Source organism: Paenibacillus lentimorbus NRRL B-30488 (genome assembly GCF_000411595.1).
Taxonomy (GTDB): domain Bacteria; phylum Bacillota; class Bacilli; order Bacillales; family Bacillaceae; genus Bacillus; species Bacillus velezensis.
Genome location: NZ_ANAT01000034.1, coordinates 1 through 22910 on the forward strand (window position 1 = coordinate 1; position 22910 = coordinate 22910).

Genomic DNA, 22910 nt, shown 5'->3' on the forward strand with positions numbered 1-22910 from the left:
CGTATTCGCATGGAGCAGCGGGTGAAGCTTTTCACGTTCAGCTGAATTCCGGCTTTCAAGCTCTCCCTGAAGACCATCGGACGCCCAATACGTCTGCCTTGCAAACGGGTAGCCCGGCAGATTGCCGATTCGCGGCAAAGGTCCGCCATAAAGCAAGTCCCCTTCGATTTCATAACCTTGACAATAAAAATCTGCCAGCACGCATAACAGTTCCTGATATTTTCTATGGTCAGAATATGAGGCGCTGCACTTGCCGAGCACTTCTATTATGTGCTCCTGAATATGCTGTCGGCCTGCAAAGTGCTGCGGTACTTTTCCCGAAAACACATAAGGATGATGTTCATTAAGCTTTGCCTGCTTCCATACATACACTGCGTCATCAGCATCCTGAACCACGATGGCGGCGCGATGGTTAAAGTGATGCCGTCCTTTTAGCAACGTATAGCTGAGCTGGGCTAGATCATTTTCTTTCAGTCCGCCATTTTCCGCCCAAGTGATCATATCTTCGATTTTTTCCTGAAGGGCCTCCTTTGTTTTTGCTGATAAAGTCAGTAAATAAGCAGGGGCATCCGGATGAGGTGAAGCGCTGCGCTTATAGCTTTCCATAACGACATGGGCGTTTGTTCCGCTCATCCCGAATGCGCTGACTGCCCCCATTCGGTTTTTACCCGGCAGAGATGGCCACGGTTTACCCGTTTTATTCACATAAAAAGGGCTCTTCTCCCAGTTGATATAGCGGTTTTCCCCGCTGCAATGCAGACTGGCGGGAATCATTTCACGGGAGAATGCCTGTAAAAGACTGATCAAACTGACAATGCCTGACGCGGCAAACGTGTGGCCGATATTGGTTTTAATTGATGTGAGCGCGCAAAATGCTTCTTCGTTTGTATAGGCAGAAAATGCGTCATAAAGCGCGTTAATTTCCACCGGATCACCGAGTTTTGTCCCCGTGCCGTGTGTGACGATATATTCGATATCTTCAGGGTTGATACGGCCCCGGTCATAAACGGAAGTAAGCAGCCGGGTCTGCGCGACGCCGCTCGGAGCGGTAATTCCGTTTGTTTTCCCGTCATAATTGATGCCGCTAGCCCGAATCACCCCGTAAATCGGATCACCATCTTCTTCCGCCTCTCTCAGCGGCTTCAGAACAACCGCCGCGGCCGCTTCCCCGGGAACCATGCCGTCAGCCCTTTTATCAAACGCGAAGCATTTCCCGTTTTCCGACAGCATTCCGGCTTTATCTATCGTTTCAAAAAAGTCCGGAGTATTCATGATATTCACCCCGGCCGCAACAGCTGTTGTGCACTCTTTATTCTGCAGGCTTAATACCGCCTGATGGACAGAAACGAGCCCCGAAGAACATGCTGTATTTATCGCCATCACAGGACCTGATAAATTCAAGTGATAAGCCAGCCGCGCCGCCAAAATACCGTTATGATGAGACGTGACATTGCCTTTGTCCTGTGTTAAAAGGTGATAATCTCCTTCTTCCGCCCCCACAAACATACCGATCGTCTGCTGCCTGATGTGACTGGCGCCGTAGCCGGCGTCCTCAAGGGCTCTCCACGCTTCCTGAAGAAGAAGCCGCTGCTTCGGATCCATCGTTTCAGCTTCCCTCGGCGATATTTCAAAAAATAAAGGGTCGAATTCGTCCGCCCCCGGTACAGCGCCGAGTTTCCATTTTGAACTTGTGAAGCCTTTTTTTGCGACCGGTGCGACAACGTCCTTTTCCTGAAACAGAATGTCCCACAGCTCGTCCGCCGTGCGCGCCTGAGGAAATCGGCCGCTCATGCCGATAATGGCAATGGAATCAGCTGCCTGACTGCCCTCGGTTCCGGCGTTCAGCTTATTTCTTCCCCTCTGCTTCTTTCGCTTTTCCGTTCCTGCCTTTTCAAAGACAGATTGATCTGCGGATTCAGGTTTCTTTTCTTCATAGACATGCTCTATGACGGACTTGTGTTCCGTCAGAAAATAGCGGACGACCTTCTCCAGTGTGGAATGTCCGAAAAACAGGGCCGGGGTCACTTCAATTCCGTAGTGAGCGGACAAAGAAGAGGCGAATTCCGCCAAACTGATAGAATCAAAGCCGAAATCAGCCAGATTGTCAGCATCCGTCAGTCTGTTCTTGTCTATTTTCAAAAGCCCCGCCGCCAGTTCCTTCACATCCCAGCTTACGCATTCTTCCAGTGTAAAGCCTTTCATTTCACTCCGCCTTCCTGAAAACGGGACGTTCCTGTGTACAGAACCCGAAATCGGCCGTTCGCCTTGATCTATCTGCAGGAAGCGTTTGGCCCTCGACGGAAAGCCGGCCAGGACGAGATACTGGCTGGACGGCTGGACCAACAATGTTTCAAAAGCTTCGAGTCCTTCCTCTGTGTATAAATAACGCTGTCCGCTTGATTTTAAATACATATCGGTGCTTTCCGCCGTGCCGACATGCATCCCCCCTTCTTTCCAAAGCGGCCAATTGATTGCAAGTGACTTGCCGCTTCTGAGTCCGAGGCTCACAAGTTTATCCCGGTGACGGACAAAAGCCATTTGGAAGCGGTTCCCCATTGCGTAGTCACAAGAACCGAAGTCTCCTAAAATCGCTGAAGAAGAAGAGAAACAACAGAAGAAGTCAAGCGGCTCCCGTGACAGAACCTGATCTAACACCGCTGTGCCGTCCGCTTTTGGCGATAAGACTTGCTGAAAGGTTTGCAGATCTTTCTCCAGAATGCTTTCAGTGCCTTGAAGACCTGCAGCGTGAATGACACCGTGAATCGGCCCGCATCCTTTCTCTTTCGCTTCTTGCAAACCTTTCTCCATCTGAGCCTGATCTGCGGCATCCGCCTGCACGTAAAACACCTTGGCGCCTGATTCTTCCAATCTCTTTATCTTGTTCAGCACCGGGCCGCCTGCCGCTGATCTCCCCGTCAAAATGAGCGTAACCGGTCCTTTTTCAGCAAAATATCCGGCAAATAACAAGCCTAATCCCCCGCATCCGCCGGTAATCAAGTACGTTTTTCCGCTTTTTATCACACGCTGCTCAACAGGGGCAATATCCGTCTGCTTCATTTCCATGACGTGACGGCTTTCCCCACTGTACATGACACTGCGGAATGACTCGCTGTGAAACTCTTCACATACGTTATGGATCAGCTTTTCAAACGGTTCTTTTTGTCCAAAATAAACCGCGGCCGTATCCGTCTCCGGCAAGATCAGTTTCAGCGACCGTTCCAGCCCGATCCATGACTCGGCGTAACTGATATCGGTATCGGTCCCGCACTGAGCGGAAAGAAGGATTCGCCTCGGTTTAGAACGCAAAGAAGCCGCTGCGCGGATCACATGATACAGAATAGAATAGTCTTTCACGGCCTTTTCATCTTCAAGCGGCCATCCATATAAAACAGCATCCGCTTTGCCAGCAGCCGTTTCAATATGCCGAAACGTTTCTTGATATGCTTGTCCGTCAGTGATTTTAATTTGATAATGCGTGTTTGAAAGCTTTTGAGTTTCCTCACCCTGTGAAATAAAAAACACGCCGGTTCCCGGATAAAGGGATTGTAAAGACCGATAAGCATGCTTTCTGGCAGCTTCTCCCGTAAGAAAACAGATGACCGTTTTAAGCTCTTCATGAATGGATTTCACCAGAGGCTGCTGCGTCCACATTTCTTCAAATATCATCATCTCGGATTGTTCCTCTTGCCCGTAATCCTGCTGAGACGGCTGTCTCATTCTCACCCCTTTGATTTCTGCGCAGACAATGCCGGTTTCGTCACAAAATTGAATGTCACAGCCGGTTTGATTCTTTTTATTCATATACATCCACATGCCGGATGAGCACGGACGCATGACGCGCAGTTCTTCAACCGCTTCAGGCACGATATGGACTGACGGCTCCGTTTTTGCCAGGACATGAAAAGCTGCGTCCAGAAATTCCGGCGGAAGATGATATCCCGGATTACGGCCGCTTTCATCTGTAAGAGCAAGCTTCGCCCAAACCGTATTTTCTCCCGTATAAAGCTTTTCAACGGTGCGGAACTCCTTACTGATCGTTACACCTGATGTGCCTGGTGTTTCATAATCGAATGACAGCGGGCGGCAGTCTTTTTGTAAGGAGGCAATATCAAGCACGCGGGACGGCTGTATGTTCCCTTGACCGATGATTCCATAATGATGCAGCTTCTCTTCATCACTGTATATTTCATAATGGATGCCTTCCTCGTCTTCAGACAGAAGGGAGAGATTGACGCCCGCACCGTGATGTCCGCTGGTAATCGGGTCAGTCCATGCCGCTGTTCGGATCCATATCTCTTTTTCTTCAGAGCTGTCTGCCGCATGATGATAAGCCGCAAGCGCCATTTCTAAATAAACGGCTGCCGACAGAACCCGCTCCCCTCTCACATCGTGGAAAACGTGTTCCCGGCCTGTAAAAGATGTATGATAGCTTTGCTCCGCCAAGGTTGACGTATTTTCATGCAGGAAAGGATGCACATATTCAGTTGTTCCTGTTTTTTGTTCTTCCCGCTTCATCCAGTAGCTTTCTTTTGCAAATGGATAAGACGGCAGACTGATACGATGCGGCAGCGCGCCTTTATATAAAGATGCCCAATCGACGGACGTCCCGTGAACCCAGGCATTCAAAAGACTGTCAAATTGACGTTTTTCCATCCAATCACCGACTGTGCCTTCCGTCTCTGTGACAGCACTATCACTCCGGCCCGTAAACACCCCGCTTACGGAACCGGCATTATTCAGAAAAGCAGTCAGCTTCTGTTCCAATTCAGAAACAGAGTCCGCTGTCATCGCCAGCCGTTCTTCCATCGGGACTCTGCCGACTTGAAGGGTAAATGCCGCGTCAAGCAGATTTGCATCTGTAATTGTTCCGTTTCCGGCGGCATCCGACAGCAACAGAGCCCGCTCGCGCAAGCGGTCTTTATCCTTTGCCGATAAAACAAAAAGCGCCGGACGGCCGGAGTCCGCCGAAGTCATTTCAGCCGGTTCATACTCTTCTATAAGCAGGTGGGCATTTGCCCCGCCCGCTCCGAAAGAAGATGTACCCGCGATTCTCGGATATTCCCGTGTTACTCCTTCAGTTTCTATGACCGGCCGTCTCCATTCCGCCGTTTCCTGCTGCACGATAAAAGGAGAAGTTTCAAAATCAATTTCCGGGTTCAGCTGCTTTGAATGCAGCGACGGCACCAGATATCCGTGTTTCATCTGAAGAAGAATTTTGGTGACCGCAGCAATGCCCGCCGCACTTTCCAGGTGTCCGATATTGGATTTAACAGAACCGATGGAACAAAATTGCTTTGCATCCGTATAGCGGCGGAAAGCCTTGGTTAACCCCGCGATTTCAATCGGGTCTCCCAAGGAAGTGCCGGTGCCGTGGGCTTCCAGATAGCTGATTGCTCTCGGATCAATTCCTGCCCGCTCCATCGCCTCTGCGATCACTTCCCCTTGTGCATTCGGGTTCGGAACGGTGAACCCGTTCGTTTTGCCGCCGGCATTCAGAGCGCTTCCTTTAATGACACCGTATATATGATCATGATCTTCAACAGCCTTCTTCAACGGCTTTAACACGATACAGCCGACGCCCTCTCCGTCAACAAACCCGTCAGCCTTATCACCGAACGCTTTGCACGCGTTTGACGGCGACAGCATTCTCATAGAAGAAAGTCCGATATAATGAACCGGATCTGTAATCAGGTTTACGCCGCCGGCAATCGCGCATTCAGATGCACCTGTTCTGATGCTTTCTGCGGCGAGATGAATGGCGGTTAAGGATGAGGAGCATGCGGTATCGACCGCGATGCTCGGACCGTGAAAATCAAACACATAGGATACGCGGTTCGGGATAAAGTGGTAGTGGGCCCCTGTCGGATAGTTGCCGTTCATGACACCCGCAAAGACACCAACCTTTTTACCGGCGCATAGTGAATCAGGGGTATATCCGGCATCCTCAAGGGCCGCATAAGCGGTTTCCAGAAACAGTCTCTCCTGCGGGTCCATGCGCTCCGCTTCTTTCGGGGAGATTTTAAAAAACAGCGGATCAAATTTATCACTATCTGTTAAAAAGCCGCCCCACTTTGTATACATCCGCCCTTCCTTACCTTTTGTCTCATCATAGTAGTCCCGCCAATTCCAGCGGTCTTTCGGAATTTCGGTGATTTCGTGTTCACCGGTTTTTAACCGTTCCCAGAACTCATTAACATTTTCAGCTCCGGGATACTTCCCGGCAAGACCGACAATTGCCACTTCAAGGTGTTTTGACGGCGGTTCGGAAGCGGGCGGCGCTTTTTCAGAAAAAGATGCCGCTTGGCGCTTCGTCAATCCGGCGCTTTTTTTGCGGCTTTGCTTTTTCTCTAAAGTGTGCGGCGCCTTTTCGGCTTCTTTATTTGTCTTGAAAATCCCAGCCATATCTTCCTGTCTTGAGCTGACGAGATATTCCGCTAATCCGCCGATTGTCGGATACTCGAAGAACAATGTGCTGCTGATATCAGGGACGTCTTCCCGCACGCGGTTGGTCAGCTGTACGATTAAGATGGAATCGATTCCGTATTCTTCAAGGGGCGTATGGGCTTGAACGTCCTCAATCGGCATCTTTAAGATGACGCTGACGATCTGTTTCAGGTACTCTGTGCTTTTTTCAAGCAAAGATCCGGATGATACCGCTTCAGTATGACGGAGTTCTTCAGAAAATTGCGCAAGCAGTTCGCGCTCCTTCGTTTCAGCCAAGTATGCGGCAAGCTCTTCTATCGTCCGGTATTCAAAAAACAGCGTGCTGCTGATATCAGGGACGAGATCCCGCAGCTCATTCGTCAGCTGAACGATCAGAATAGAGTCAATGCCGTATTCATCCAGAGGAGCCAGCGGATTTATCTCTTCTGCCGGCATTTTTAATACTTTTGCCGCAGCCCTTATCAGAAAAGCCGCTGTCTTTTCCGAAAGCCCCTCTCCCGTTTGTTTGATGGGGAGCTGACGATCAGAGGATGTTCGCGGTACGTTTGATTGGCGCTTTTGCGCGGTGTAAGCTTCCCTGCTCTGCCTGATGACTCCGTTGCTTTTCGCTGTGATAATCTGCTGGGTGTGCAGACGTTCGTTTTCAGCCGGAAATTGAATGGAATGAAAGCCTTCAGCCATTAAAACGGATTTCCATGTTTCCGGATAAAGACCGGGGCACCCCGGAATCCGCAGCGCCTCATCTTCGTACAGCCACCAGCCCTCTAATAAGCCGAATGTAACATGTGTAAACGGCGTATGCCCGCCCAGTTCATTAACGAGCAGCAAACCGTCTTTTTTCAATACGGCTTTTGCCGTCCGTAAGGTTTTCCGGATATTTTTGGTGGCATGCAGCACGTTTGCGGCGATAGCGATATCGTAGGTTCTCAGATGTAATCCCTGGCCCACCGCAGGCTTCTCCACATTAAACAGCTGATACGTCAAATACGGATTGTCCGCGCCGTATTCCTTTTCGGCATGCATTAAAAAAGCTTTTGACAAGTCGGTATAACAGTATTCCTGAATATGGTTTTGATAGGGGCGGAGCTTTTTAAACAGTGTGCTGCTCGTTCCGCCGGTTCCCGCTCCGATCTCCAGCAGACGGATGTTTGCCTCAGGATTGTTTTTAATTACATTTTCCACATAAATACACGCTTCATTTGCCAGCACATCGTTGTAATAATCAGCGAGAATGTTATGCTTATAGATTCCTTCAACAAGCTCCATTGAAGAATCGGGAAACATCACGTCAGTGGCTTTTATTTTGCCTGTTAAAATGTCAGGCAAAGCTTGAATGACGGTATCCGCCAGCAGAGCCTGCGCTTTCATATCCGGATCTTTCAGCCATTCGTTTTTCTTCTTATGCCACTCTTCCCACATCGCGGCCGTTTCACCGCTTTTAAGATCGCCGTCTAAAAGACGGATGCTTTCTTCCAGCCAGCGCTCATATAAAGGCAGACAGGAAGCCGCCGGCGCTTCGCCGGTCAGACCCATTGAACGCAGCGTCACCCGCAGCACTTGCAGCAAAAGCCGATTCAATTCTTTCATTTGATTGCTTATTTCTGTTCTTAAGGATAACTGTGTACGGTCTTTTTGTTTGTCTCCCTTACCCAAAACCTTATCCTCCTAAGAAAATTAAATTTGCTCCGTCATTTTGACAGGCAATCAGATAGTCACAAATTCATGAGGGTTCATTCCCTCGATCGGAATCGGCTTGGTCAGCTTCATCAGCCCCATGCGGGAGATCGGCTGCGTCAGCAGAGTTTCCAGCGCCCGCATCCCTTCCGCCCGGCTGATCAGTCCGAGACCGATTGCACTCAGTCTGTCAAACTCTTCAGAAATGTGATTGTCAGCCCGCTCCCAATACCCCCAGTTCATCACTTTGACCGGGCATGACAGCCGTCCGGAAAGCTCATGGGCAAATGCGTCTTTAAATGCGCACCCCGCCGCATAATGACTTTGATTCGGATTCTTAATATATGAAATAACCGAAGAGAAAAAGAGAATAAAGTCCAAAGACTCTTTCGCAAATACTTCGGCAATGTTGACGGAAATATCCACTTTCGCCGCAAGGCCGGCGTGAAACTGTGATTCTTCCATATCTTTTACGCTTTCATTCGCAAATACCATCGCTGAATGAACGACGCCGCTGATGGTGCCGTATGTGTTTTTAATCTGTTCATAGGCGCGCTGAAGCGATGGAAGATCAGAAGCATCTGCGGCTATATATTCGGGAGCGGGGCCTGATGGCCGGTACCGGTCTATTTTTTGGCGTATCCGGCTGTCCAGCGGCCGCCTCCCGATCCAGACGACTCGGGCTTTATACGTCGTCACCATATAATCTGTCCAAACCTCGCCGATGCCTCCCGCACCGCCGATGATGACATATACGCCTCCATATCGGTAAGGAACACTTTCAGACGGCCCGCTTTGGACCGGAAGCAATTGAGGCCGGTGCCATTCCTGATGTCTGCGCACCCATGCTTTACCCGTACGGTCGCGGGGCAGGCTGAATATGTCTTCTGCAGGGAAATCCCCCCCCGTCTTCAAGATCGACCAGACGGATGTGCCAGCTCGGATGTTCTTTTGCGAGAGACCCGACGAAACCGTGCACACTGGAATGAGCGGGACGCACCTCATCATATTGGGTGATAGGCTGTGCTTGGTGCGTAATCACCGTCATCCCGAGCTGCTCTTTTCCATACCCGAGACCGATAAGAGCTTTGGCCGCTCTGAAAATTTGCAGCACCCCGCTTTTTTGATCATGGATGTAAGAATCAGCCGGCTGAGGGGCAAACCAGATCATATGCTGAATCTCACCGACACGGCGGAGCCGATCGGATATCACTTCAACGGAAGCACTTTGGCTGCTATCAAATCGCACAGCTTTAGGAAACAATCGTAAAACCGCGTCCGCCTGCCCGTCTGTACCGCCTATGATGACAGCTTTTGCTTCAGAAATGGGGAAGCCGGTTTGGTTGTCTATCGGTTCAGCGTCCCATACCTGCATCAGTTTGACGGCTCCGGTAAGGTCACCCGGCAGATCGTATTGCTTATTATCGGTTACGACCGACGCACTTTCGGCCATCCGGGCAGAAAATCCTTTTATCCTTACACACACATTGCCGCGTTCATCACATATATCAATGTCCATTCTTCGCACGGCCGGTGTTTCATGCGTCACAAACACGGCCGCCCACATGTTTGGACTGCACGGATGAAAAACGGTCAGTTCATGCAATTCAAAAGGCATTAACGGCTGCTCCGGATAACCCGCTTTATCTTCATTCATAACGCCGATGGCCGCCTGAAAAGCGGAATCTATCAGACTCGGATGGAGCACAAACTGTTCGGCCTCATCACAAACGGAAGCCGGGAGCACCAATTTAGCCAAGGCTTCTTTTTCCCCGCAATAAATGTGATCAATTCCTTGATGTGAAGGTCCGTATACAATTTCCGCCTTTGCAAATGCCGCATAGCAGTCTTCCTTTGACAGCACTTTTTTGCGGCATCGCGCTTTCAGCTGTTCAATATGCAAAACCGGCGCCTCAGACAGCGGCTCAATCACAGCACTGCCTTCACAATAAATGTCTGAATCGTTTTCATTGCTGTACACTTGAAATGAAACATTGCCGTTATCCTCTAAGGAAAGACCTGTCGTCATACGCAGCGGCTCTTTTTTATGAACGGCCTGGCGTATCCAGCTGATATACCGCAGCGAAATGCCGGTTTTAGCCGTGTATTCAGCGGCTAACGGCGCGGCAGCCAGTTCAGCCGCGGCTCTCGCCATTTCAAGATAAGCCGCCCCGGGGAGAACACGCTTGTTTCGGACGATATGATCGGCTAAGAAGAATTCATCTCCGTTCAGTATCGTGCTGAATTTTTGTTCTAACAAATCTGATGTATTGCGGTGAAGCAGCGGGTGAAGCCTGCTTTCTGTATTTACGGAAGTGACGGGATGATCGGGCTCCGGTATCCAATAGCGGTCCTTTGCAAACGGATACGTCGGCAGACTCATCCGGCGCGGCTTCTCCTCCTGATACAGCCGCGTCCAGTCTATCTCAAATCCTTTTGACCACAGCTCCGCAAGTTTTTTGTAAGTGCCGCTGTCCGTCCATTTTCGGATCAGCTCCTCCGTATCCTGATCATCATTCAGGAAACCCCTGATTTCCGTTCCGCTATCAGACCGCCCTTGAAAGCAGCCGTCAATCTGCCGTTTTCGTTCTGTAAATTCGGTTAATTTCCTGATCAGGTCCGCTTGATCGTTCACTAAAAAAACAAGCCGTTCTTCCATTGCCAGCCGTCCCGTTTGCAGCGTATATGCCAGTGACCGCAGGGAAAAAGGTTCTTCAGGCTGCTTCTCTAAGCCGGACTGACCGAAAAGACTGGAAAGAATATTCTTATGTTTCTCATCGTTTGTCAGACATTCTGCTAAAGTCCGGACGGAAGTATGCTGTATGAGATCAGTCATGTCTATTGCCAGCCCGTATTGATCCGTCAGCCGCTCAGAAAACTGTGTCAGCTGCATGACATCCAAGCCGAATTCCTTCCAATCCTGTTCACCATCTACCGAGCCGGCCTCTACATGCAGAACTTCGGCCAGAGCACCGCGCAGCGCATTTTCCAGCTGATTTTGCATTGTATCTGTTTTGTCATGAAGCGGCCCGCTTCCTTCAAGCGCTTTATCTTTGAGAAACATCAGCAGGCGGGCAGCGTATTCCTTCAGCCGCTCCGGATTTTTCGCTGATAGAGGCACGATATACGGTCTCTCTTGATTCTCCGTAATGCCGGGGTTTTTGGGCCTGTACTCTTCTAAAATGAGATGAACGTTTGAACCCGTCGCCCCGAATGAACTGATGCCTGCGCGTCTCGGACAGGAATGTTCACTGCCGTTCTCTGTATACGCCGGCTTTTTCCATGACTCGGTTTTTTGCTGCACGTAAAATGGCGAGTCCTCTAAACGGAGATACGGATTAATCGTCTCTGAGTGCAAAGAAGGGACAAGCGTTTTGTGAAACAGCTGCAAAACCGTTTTATGAAGCCCGCTGATCCCGGCGGCTGATTCCGCATGTCCGATATTCGATTTAACGGAACCGATCGCACAAAATTGCCGATCCTCCGTAAACGTGCGGTAAGCTTTGACAAGACCTTGTATTTCAATCGGATCTCCTAAAGAAGTTCCGGTTCCGTGCGCTTCCACATAAGAAATCGTCCGGGGATCGATCCCCGTCTTTTCAAGACATTCGGCTATCATATTCCCCTGCGCCACGGGGCTCGGCACGGTAATCCCGCTGACGGTTCCCACGTGATTGACGGCGCTGCCTTTTATCACCGCATAAATATGATCCTTATCTTCTTCGGCTTTGTGAAGCGGCTTCAGCAGCACGGCCCCGATGCCGTCAGCTGAGACATAGCCTGTGCCGCCTTCGCCGAACGTGCGGCACAGCCCGTCACTCGAATGCATATCCATCAAGCCGTATGTGATATATTTTGTCGGGTGCAATGATAAATTGACGCCTCCGGCAAGAGCTGCTTCACATTCACCGCGTCTCAGACTTTCCGCCGCCATATGGACGGCCGTCAGAGATGACGAACACACCGTGTCAACCGCCATGCTCGGCCCGTGAAAATTGCAGAAATATGAAACCCGGTTTGCGATCGGCGCATAGTTCAAGGGATAAGGAAAGACCAGCCCTTTGGCCGCAGCTTCAGCGCCGGCGAGAGAATAATCCATATGCATCACCCCGGCAAACACACCGACGTTCATTCTCTTATTCGGCCCTTTCGGCTGAACGATTGTTTCCGGGGTGTAGCCCGCATCCTCAATCGTTTCCCAGCATGTTTCTAAAAACAATCGTTCTTGCGGATCTTTAGCTTCTGCCTCCCGCGGAGAAATCCGGAAAAATTTCGCATCAAAACAATCCGGATCGTCTATAAAACCGCCCCATTTGGAAATCGGCTTGCCGGACGGCGATCGCAAATGCTCATATTTCCTCGTATCCCAGCGGGAACGAGGCACTTCCGTTACGCTGTTTTCTCCATTTTTTAAATTTGTCCAGAATTCACGAAGATTTTTGGCGCCGGGGTACCGTCCCGCCATCCCGACAATCGCAATATCTCCATTCTGCGTTCCGGCTGACGCCGATTTTTTCACACGGATTTGGGTCGTCCTCTTTTTTTCCCTGTGCAAAGGTTCAGCATTTGAATGCCCGCTTTGAGCATGGCCGAAGCCGGCTCCGTAATGTTCGCACAAATATCCCGCCAATTCCGTGATTGTCGTGTATTCAAATAACAGCGTCGGCAGAAGCTGCGTTCCGATTTTTCGTTCAATTTCCTTTACCATGTCCAACAGCCCCGGAGAATCCAGCCCCATTTCATAGTAGCCGATATCCGGGTCGATCTCTTTCACAGGTTTGTTCAATCGGGCGGCAAGCAATTCTTTTAAATAAAGGATGCACTGTTCAGTAAGGCCGGCGGAAGACGCCGCAGATCGGGGCTCGGAAGGCGCCGGTTCCGCTTGCAGAGCCGGGACGGCATTCCGCCCGTCAGGTTCTTTCTTTTGCCGTTTCTGATTGATCAGTTCCGGGTCCCTCACCCGTTTATTGGCGAAGTTTTTCAGTTCGCCGACTTTTCTGCCTTCCTCATTGAAAAACTCCATTGTCACGTAAACGAGATCTTTCTTACGGGTGACGGATTCTTTTTTTATCTTGGTGATACATGTCGTCTGCAGCAATTCGGCGCAATAAAACGATTCATAAAACAGCGGCAGAAATAATTGCCCCTCCTCCCTCGTCAAAGGAGCGAGATATACATTGGAACCGATGCTGCTCGCATCTATCAATGCGGGATGAAACATCGCCTCTCCTGCATGTTCCAGCTGATCCTTTTGCACCGACAGATCAATATAAATCTCTTTTTCAGTCTGGTAGACGCTTCCGCAGCCTTTCATCATTCCTGAATGAACCAGTTCTTGATCCCTGCATTCCGCGTAAATGTCCTCAAGCGGTATTTCTGCCGCCGTTTGTTTTACGGCATCCATCCGGACGCTCTCTTGGAAGCCGGCGGGCTTGACGGAATGCATTTGCGCCGCGGCATATATCTTTGTCTCTGCTGCTTCGACACCTTGTTTTTGCCCTTTCACCTCTACCTTCCATTGCCCTTCGCCGTTCTCTGTACAGTCAACAGAAAGCAGGATTGTTTCTCCCTGTTCAGGAGCTAAAGGGTGAAAAATCGATAAGTGCCTGAGTTCAAGGCCGGCATGAAAAAAACCGTTTTCTCTGAAAGTCTGATAGATCAGGTCAATATAAGCCAGACCCGGCAGCAGTTCCTTTCCATAGGCTTTATGATGTTTCAGAACGGGATGCTGATTGTTAATAAGAAGCTGCTCTTGCATATGAACTTCCTCCATATCGACGTTCAATTTTCAGCGCAATCAGTAAGTCTTCATTTGTTTCCAAAACGTATTCGGGCGGGACTCATGTGCGTTTTCATGCAAGTTTTCAGCTTTGTCCGAACGGATGGGCCGGCGTTTTAATTCCTGTCTCGGCAAAGGCTTTCTAACCGGGGTGTACACCTCTTGCTCCCAGGCTTCCACTATGACATGGGCATTCGTCCCTCCGTCAGCGAAGCTGCTGACGGCGGCAATCCGCGGTGAATCCGTCCATTCACGCAGAACGTGCGAAAAATAAAACGGCGAGGCGGACAGATCGTAATGCGTCATCGGCTCTTTGCCCGAAAGGAAAGGCACACGCATTCGGCGCGAGAGCATAAGCACTGTTTTAATGAATCCGGCAATCCCTTCAGCGCATAACGGGTGTCCGATATTCGGCTTCATCGACCCCAATTCGCAAGGCGCGCTGTTTTGCATACGGTACACCGCTTCAATCGCCCTCAGTTCCAAAAGGTCGGTTACTTCAGAGCCTGAACCGTTTGCTTCAATGTAGCTGATATCCTCCGCTTTTCTGCCGCTTTTGGCAAGCGCCTTGGCCATCACTTCTTTCTGCGCCTGTATATTCGGTGTGGCAGGCCCCGCGGTTCTGCCGTCATTGTTTACGGAAATGCCTTTAATGACCGCATGAATCCGGTCCCCGTCTTTTACAGCCTGGGCCGCTGTTTTTAAATACACCATTCCAACGCCTTCTCCCAATACGATGCCGCCGGTGCGGCGGTCAAAAATATGAAACGCAGGCTCTTCGCTTAACAGATTGCGAAGTTCGAACATCCGGTGGGTTTGACCGGATTCCAGCAGACTGACTCCCCCGACCACCGCTGAGTCGATTTCACCGCAAGAAAGCGCCTGTATCGCCATATTCATACCGACAAGCGCTGAAGAACAGGCCGTATCCAAAACAAGACTCGGCCCCTTCAAATCAAAAAACTGAGAAAGATTGGCCGCCAAGTAATTCGGGCCGGCGGCGACTATCGGATTTTTTGCATGCTTCAGACGGTTTTCGTCAGGCATACTGCCGCCGCGTCCTCCTAAATAGACACCGGCTGACCTGCCTTTCATTTCTTGTAAAGAGTAACCGCTGTCTCTGAACAGATGAAGCGCCTCTTCTAATATAAGAAAGGACTGGATATCCATTGCCTTGATGTCTTCTTCGGGAATAAGGAAAAACTCCGGGTCAAAATGCGTTACATTTTTTAAAAGGCCCGCATAATCCGCCTTCTCCGTTTTCCAGCGCTCTTTCGGCACCCTTTGAATGGCCGACGTTCCTTCAGACAGCAGCTTCCAATAAGCTTCAATTGATTCAGCTCCCGGAAAACGGCAGGACATTCCGACAACAGCGATGTCTTGCGCCGCTGCAGCGCCAGAAGGCTGAATGAGAGCGGCTGCTGTTTGTTTGGGAACGTCCGGGATTACAGGCTGAACCGGTTTTGAAACGGCATCTTTGATTTCCGGATATGCTGTTTCAAGCCATCCCGCCAGCGCAGCAACCGTAGGGTATTCATACAGCACCGCCGGGTCAAGGTCAGCTTTGATCCTCTTTCCGATCGCTCTGGACACTTGGGCAAGCATGATGGAATCGGCTCCGTAATCTTGAAACGGTGTATCAGATTCAAATCTTGACGGCTCCAGTCTTAATTCCCGGCAGCAAATGCCCGTCAGCCACTCCTCTACGCTTTCTGTCTCACCCTGTACATGCTGCTTTGTTTCGGTAAGGCCGGTTGAAAGCATCAGACGGTCGGGCTCCCATTTTTCCGGGTGAATGACGGCCGGCATAATAACAGATCCGCAATCGCCTGCCATAACGGCATCAAACAGACTCAGCCCTTCTCTGTCAGTGATGCTCTTTAAACCGCTTTTCAGATAGGCCCGGCTTTTTGATTCGCCCATACCCGTTTCTTTCCAGCTCGGCCATTGGATGCTCAGCACCGGAAAACCTTTTGCGGCCGCAAAATAATCCATATAGGCGTTAGCCATGGCATAATCGCTTTGTCCCGCTCCTAATTCCGGCATCACGCCGGACACTGAAGAAAACAGCGCAAAAAACCGGAGAGGCTCCTTGTGCAGCGCTTGATACAAAAGGTCCAGCCCGTCTGTTTTAGGTTCAAGCACGGGCATCATCTGTTCTCTTGTTTTGCGGATAAAGGCGGGATGATCGAGATCTACGGCTCCCGCTGCGTGTATCACGCCTCCTATCGGCCCCATCTTCTCTTTCACCCGGCTGACGGCCTGCTCATATTCAGGGCCGGAAGATACAGACAGCACTTCCGTTCGGACACCTTTTTGTTCGAGCTCTCTGATTCTTCTCACTTTATCGGAAAACGGGGAATTCCGTTTGATATGATCATCCCACTCCGCTTTCGGAGGCATTGTTTCTTTTCCGGTAAGCACGAGTTTCGTGACTCCGTAACGTTCGGCAAAATGCCGGGCGAATAAATATCCGAGTCCCCGGGTCCCTCCGGTGATCCAGAGCACATGGTCTTTCGGAAATGAAAATTCTTTTTCAGCTAAGCTGTTTGTTTCCTTTAACCGCGCGTGATAGCGCACACCGTTTCGGTAACACACTTCGATGTCTGCAGAATCGCGAAAAAACTCCTCTGCGATCTGGTTTGCCAGCTCGGAATCTTCAGCAGTCCGTTCTGCATCCATATGTCGCGAGCGGATATCCTTATACTCACTTTGGAGCATACGGTACAATCCGGCCTTTTTTGCACCTGAGAGATTTATCGTTTCATTTGCAAAAGGTTCAAGCCCCTTTGTCACACAAAGCAGCTGAAGCTTTCGGCCGCGGTTTCTGTTGTCAATGAGACACTGCAGACGATGAATCCAGCCGTCATCATGCTTGATTTCCGTCCCGCACCCCGTCACATCAATCAGACCGCCAAACCGGGCCGCGTCCCCGGATATTTCCGGTGATGCAGCGTCAATGATTTCAGACTCGGGGAAATAACGGGACAGCTCAACGGCCAAATTTCCTGTCTGGTGATCAGCGGCTATTCCGATGACGCCCCGCACTTCCTTAGCCGGAACACGGCTGCTTTCTGCCCAGCTTTTCTGTAAAAAGCGGAATTCACGAAATGTTTCAGAATGTGTTTCAGCATCACGAACATTGTCCGGCGCTGCATCGCCCGGCCAATAACGATCCTTTATAAATGGATAACCGGGAAGGCTGACGCGATGCGGCAGGCTGCCGTTATAAAGCTCTGACCAATCAATCTTCAGCCCTTTTACCCAAAGTTCCAGAAGCTTCGCGAATTTTTTCTTTTCATCCATTTACGGACGGCTTCCTGCATATCTTCATCCTTAAAAACGGCTAGAATATCTTTATACTGTTTGCTTTTTCCCCTGAAGCAGCCGTCTGTTCCGCCGTCAATAAAACGCTGCAGTTTTTCCGCTAACTGCTCTGTCGACGTCACGATAAACGCCGCACGTTCTTCCATCGCTTCTCTTCCGGTTTGAAGGGTGTAAGCCGCGTCCCGGAGGCTGCGGTCTGTGACGTCATTTTTTCTGATCGCTTGAAGAAGCTGCTGCGCCCGCTGCTTCAGGCTGGCCTCCTGTTTGGCGGATAATAAAATGACTGCGGGATCTTCATCTGTGAATGGCTCAGAAATCTCCCTATCAGGTTCAATATATTCTTCTATCAATATGTGGGCATTTGCCCCGCCCGCGCCAAAAGAAGAGATTCCCGCGATTCTCGGAATCTCTTTCTGCGCTCCGTTTTCCTCAATGACCGGCCGTTTCCAGTCTGCCAATTCACGCTGCACCGCAAACGGCGTCCGGTCAAATGCAATATTCGGATTCAATTTTCGGCAATGTAATGAAGGGGCCAGCTTTCGTTTCTGAAACTGGAGCAGCAGTTTTGTTACACCGGCGATGCCTGCCGCGGCTTCCAAATGCCCGATATTGGATTTAACTGAGCTGATGGCGCAAAAGCCTTTATCTGACGTTTTCATTTGAAATGCGCGGGTCAAACCGTCAATTTCGATCGGATCTCCGAGTTCAGTGCCCGTGCCGTGGGCTTCGATACAGCTGATCATCCGCGGATGTATTCCTGATTTTTCAAGCGCGCCGGAAATCACGTCAGCCTGGGCGCTCGGACTCGGCACTGTATACCCGTTTGTTCTGCCGCCGTGATTGATATGAGTGCCGCGAATCACCCCGTAAATATGGTCCTTATCAGCCATCGCTTTTGACAGCGGCTTTAACAGCACGGCCCCGACGCCTTCCCCGGGAACAAATCCGGCCCCGCCTTCACCGAAACTTTTGCACGTTCCGTCTTTTGAAAGCATTCGATAGGCGCTGAGCTCCGCATAAGCCGAAGGATGCGTATACACATTCACACCGCCGGCAATCGCCATGTCACATTCGCCGCGAAGGATGTTTTCACACGCTTCATGAATTGCAGTCAGCGAAGACGAGCACATCGTGTCGACCGGCATGCTCGGCCCTTTCAGATTAAGAAAATAGGAAACTCTGTTGGCCGCTGAACTGAACGACGTTTTCGGCTGCAGGGTGCCGCCGTTTTTCCAGTACATTCCGTACCCGTTTTTCGTAATGCCAGCAAAAACGCCGACCCGGCCGTTATACAGATTCTCAAGCAGTTCCTTCGTATAACCGGCATCCTCCAGCACCTGCCAGCACATTTCAATAAAGAGACGCTCCTGCGGGTCCATATTCAAAGCATCACGGGGTGAAATTTGAAAAAACAGCGGATCAAAGAAAGCGGCATCTTTCAGAAACCCGCCCCGCTTACTGTAACTTTTCCCTGCTTTCACGGCCGCTTCGGGATCAGGGTTGTAGTACTTGTCCTTTTCCCAGCGCTCTTCGGGAATTTCCGTCACACAGTCTTTTCCGGCCGCTAAGTTATCCCAGTACTCTTCAAGTGTTTCAGCTTGCGGATAACGTCCGCTGACGCCGATAATCGCAATCCCTTCTTTTGTCTGTTTCTCATTGGAAAAAGCAGGCCGTTTCTTTCGCTTGATAAACGACGGAAGCACCGGAAAATCTTCATTTGCCAAAACCTGTTCTGATATGCCTGAACGGTGCTCATCATCATTTGTCCATTTTCGGCATTCATTCGGATAATCCGTGACAAAGTGAGCTGCCAAAGAGCCCAGTGTCTTATATTCGTAAAAAACCGTTTTGGAAAGGTCACCGAAAAGCAGAGACAATTCGCGGTTTAATTTCGTCACAGTGACTGAGTTTATTCCGTAGGTTTCCAGCGGCTCTTCAGTATCTATGCTGGAAACAGCAATTTTTGCAGTCAGGCCAAAAAGCGTTTTGAGCTGAAGAAGCGTTTGTTCATACAAACGTTCACTGCGGTGTTCGGCATTGGTTTTTCCGGGAGCGCCCGTCTTGATGACAGGCTGCAGCTTCAACCCCGACAGGTAAGCCCATATTTTTCCTTCTTTGTCACATAAATCAATATAAAAGCTCCCCGCCTTCTCTTGTATCTCGGCCCATACCTTGTCAGGACAAGATTCATAAAACAAAAGCTCGTCCAATGAAACCGGGGCGAGCGTTTTATATTCTTTGCCGCCAAGCAGCGCGCATGCCTCTGTCACACTTTGCATCACACAGGGAGGGAGGCCGAATCGGGCGGATTCTTTTTGGTTTGTCAACGGAATTGAAATGTCTGCCAGCATCCGTCCTGCTGAAGCGTAAATACGCTCAATTCCTTTCATGTGCTCACTGTATTGAACGGTATCGTTCTGAGTGATGGCTTCAATTTGCTGCTTATCCATCAGGGAACCGCTGTTTTCCTTCAAGCGGCTGATATCCAGCATGCCGGGCGCAGCATCAACTGGCTGAATCGTCCCTTGGCTGTACACATCATGATGACTGTAATCGGCTGAAAATGGATTATAAATCTCAAACCTTTTGGCTTCACCCTCTGCGGGTATCAGCCTGATTTCGATATGGAACGGCTCAGCCTCAGTCAAAATGGGCTTTGACCACACGATATGCGTCAGCCGGACAGCCGCAGTCTCCTTTACTGTCAAAACAGCCGCAGCTCTCGCCATTTCCAAAAGAAGTTCTCCGGGCATAAGCTTTTTATGCTGTAAAGAAACATCAGCGAGAAAAAATTCCCGGCCGCTGAAAGCTGCCGAGAATCCCTGTCCCGTTTCATCGGAAATATGCTGCTGAGCAAGCGGATGAAGGGAATCCGTTTGGCGAAGTCCCATCCGCATATCATAATCGCGCAAAATGCCGATCGCATCCTGTTTTGTCATTTTTTTATTTTTGACGTCAGAAAAAACCCGGTGCAGAAACTCTTTCATATGGTTTCCTCCATTACGCTAATCCCTGTAAAAACCGATCGTTCTTTTTACAGCGGCTTCTATGCTTATTTCGTTTTTCTCCAATTCATCAAGCAGGCGCTCATAAGTCTCAAGCGGGGACGTATCAGTCCCGTAAGTCTCCCGGTGCCTTATATGCTGCACACTGTGCGGTATCCAGCAATGTGTTTTCGCAAAAGGATAGACGGGCAGGCTGACTTTTTTCGGTCTTTCGTCCGAATACAATTTATTCCAATCGACATGCAAGCCTTGCACCCATAATTTTGCAAGCATTGCATACTTTCCTGCTTCAATCCATTGATCTACGGCCCCGCTCATTTCTGCGTTGTCCGTCATCTCTGTAAACAGCTGTTTCATCGCTTTGTTCCGGCCTGTAAAGAAATTCTGCCCCGTCTCCTTGCCGCTGAGGAAATCATTCAGCGCGTTCGTAAGCTCTTCTTTTGTTTCAGCAATGACGGCAAGGCGCTCTTCCATTTCATCCCGGCCAAGCTGAAGCGTATAAGCGATATCCGCAAGAGCTCCGTCAGCTGAATGTGACTTTTCCAAATATCTGCGCAGCTGTTCCGCACGTTCCTTCAGCTGTTCCGCCGTCTTTGCCGAGAGAATGAATAAGGACGGCTGAAGTTCACCGGCCGTCCATTGTTTCTCTTCAACAGGAGAAACATATTCTTCGAGCACGACATGAGCATTAACACCGCCAAATCCGAACGAGCTGACACCCGCTCTCCGCGGCAGTTCATTTCCGCTATCATCAGTCGCCGCTTTCCACGGCTGAGTGTCGCGGACGAAATAAAACGGGCTGCCGTCGAGGCTGATATACGGATTAACGGTTTCACAATGCAGACTTTTAACGAGCGTTTTGTGCTGCATCTGCAAAATAATTTTTAAAAGTCCGGCCATGCCGGCGGCAAGCTCTGTGTGGCCGATATTCGTTTTGACGGAACCGAGGCCGCAATGAGGCTGATCGGGTGCCGTTACTCCGGCTTTCTGATAAAGCGCTGCAAAAGCCGCTTTGAGTCCGTTGATTTCTATCGGATCTCCGAGCGCCGTTCCCGTGCCGTGGGCTTCAATATAACTCACTGTACGGGGGTCGATGTTCGCTTGCTGATACGCTTTTATCATGACTTCTGTCTGCGCTTTCGGATTCGGCGATGTAAGGGAAGCCGCCCTTCCGCCATGATTTTCCGCCGTTCCGCGGATAACGGCATAAATACGGTCGCCGTCACGTTCCGCATCAGATAATGTTTTCAAAACAATCATGCCGGCACCTTCAGCTCTGACATACCCGTCCGCTTGATCGGAAAATGTTTTGCAGCGCCCGTCTTCACTGAGCATTCCCGCTTTATTAAAGCTGATATGCATGTCCGGCGACACAATAGCATTGACGCCTCCTGCAATCGCGATGCCGCAGTCTCCGGCCTGAATTGCCCTGACCGCACGGTGAACAGCGACCAATGAGCTTGAACAGGCGGTTTCAATCGGTTCGCTCGGCCCATGTATATTCAGAAAATAGCTCATGCGGTTCGGACCGATTGACGGAACCGTTCCGGCGGCGGAAGAACCCTCAATCTCTATATGGAACTTTGAAGCTTCCTGGGCGTAACCGCTGTTTGCCGTGCCTGCAAAAATGCCTGTATTTGTACCTGACAGGCTTTTGGCAGAGCAGCCGGCATCTTCAATCGCTTTCCATACATGCATCATTAAAAGTCTTTGCTGAGGATCCATCATTTCGGCTTCATGCGGAGAAATACCGAAAAATAATGGATCAAATTGAGCGGTTTCATCAATGAAGCCGCCCCACTTTACATTGCTCGCATTTTTATCTTTCTGCGGATCTCCGTAATACTGTCTCCAGTCCCAGCGCTCCGGCGGTATTTCAGAAATGCAGTCCTTTTCTCCGGCTAAATTCTCCCAAAACATTTCCGGATTTTCAGCCATTGGAAATGCACAGCTGATTCCGATTATCGCCACGGGCTCTTCAGGTGCAGCTGCGGTTTTTGTTTTAGGAAGGCGGGACGGAATCGAGAATGGCTCCGTCTTCATTTTTTTACGCTCAACCGGTTTCTCCGTTTCTATTTCTTCCTGTGAGCCGAATGTATCCGGATGTTCCGTCAGCAAGTATTGGGCAAAACTAAAGACTGTCGGGTATTCAAAAAACACGGCTGGCGTCAGTTCAAGCCCATACATTTTATTTAGTTCATTTGCAAACTGCGTGAATGAAACCGAATCAAAACCATAATCTCTCATCTCTGATTCAGCATCTATTTCTTCTTCTTTCACCTTCAGAATGCCTGATATCATATGTTTGAGTTCCGCTTGTACTTTATTTGGCAGATGGACGTGGGTCTTCCTTGACACATGAATGCTACGGGACGGTTCCGGCGCTTCAGGCATCAGGTTTTTTCGAATCCGTTTCTCGTCGCCCTCTGCCACCATGACCTGGTGTTCTCCGGAGGCAAAAGCGGCGTACAGCGCCTGGATGCCTGAAGCCGATCGCATGGCTTTCATTCCGGTCTGTTCATACATCAGCCGTTCTGTCTCTTTGTCCACGCGCATACCGCCTTCTTCCCAAAGCGGCCAGTTGACGGACAGGGTCTGCCCGCTCCGATTGTTGTCCCGCACGAGCCTGTTTCGGCGGGCTGCATAAACATCCATAAATGCGTTGGCTGCCGCATAACCGG

4 protein-coding genes and 1 pseudogene are annotated in these 22910 nt (G+C 50.1%); all 5 read right to left on the reverse strand.

Annotated features, from left to right (window positions below; all coding sequences use genetic code 11):
- Window positions 1-8097 (reverse strand): SDR family NAD(P)-dependent oxidoreductase (locus D368_RS16995; RefSeq protein WP_128575004.1); only part of this gene is annotated, 8097 nt, incomplete at its 3' end.
- 51 nt (window positions 8098-8148) lie between these two features.
- Entirely contained in the window at window positions 8149-8961 is an 813-nt protein-coding gene (locus tag D368_RS20315; protein ID WP_486129285.1) for an SDR family NAD(P)-dependent oxidoreductase, read from the reverse strand.
- Window positions 8962-8968: 7 nt separating this feature from the next.
- Window positions 8969-13891, reverse strand: a complete 4923-nt coding sequence (locus tag D368_RS17000; RefSeq protein ID WP_486129286.1) for a beta-ketoacyl synthase N-terminal-like domain-containing protein — start codon at window positions 13889-13891, stop codon at window positions 8969-8971.
- Between the two features lie 24 nt (window positions 13892-13915).
- Window positions 13916-20211: pseudogene (locus tag D368_RS17005) on the reverse strand (beta-ketoacyl synthase N-terminal-like domain-containing protein).
- Between the two features lie 18 nt (window positions 20212-20229).
- Window positions 20230-22910: beta-ketoacyl synthase N-terminal-like domain-containing protein (locus tag D368_RS17010; RefSeq protein ID WP_486129287.1), on the reverse strand; the 2681-nt coding region annotated here is incomplete at its 5' end.

Bases quoted from the DNA above. Each gene is read 5' to 3' on its own strand.
- D368_RS17000 (WP_486129286.1), bottom strand. From the start codon at position 13,891: ATGGAGGAAGTTCATATGCAAGAGCAGCTTCTTATTAACAATCAGCAT.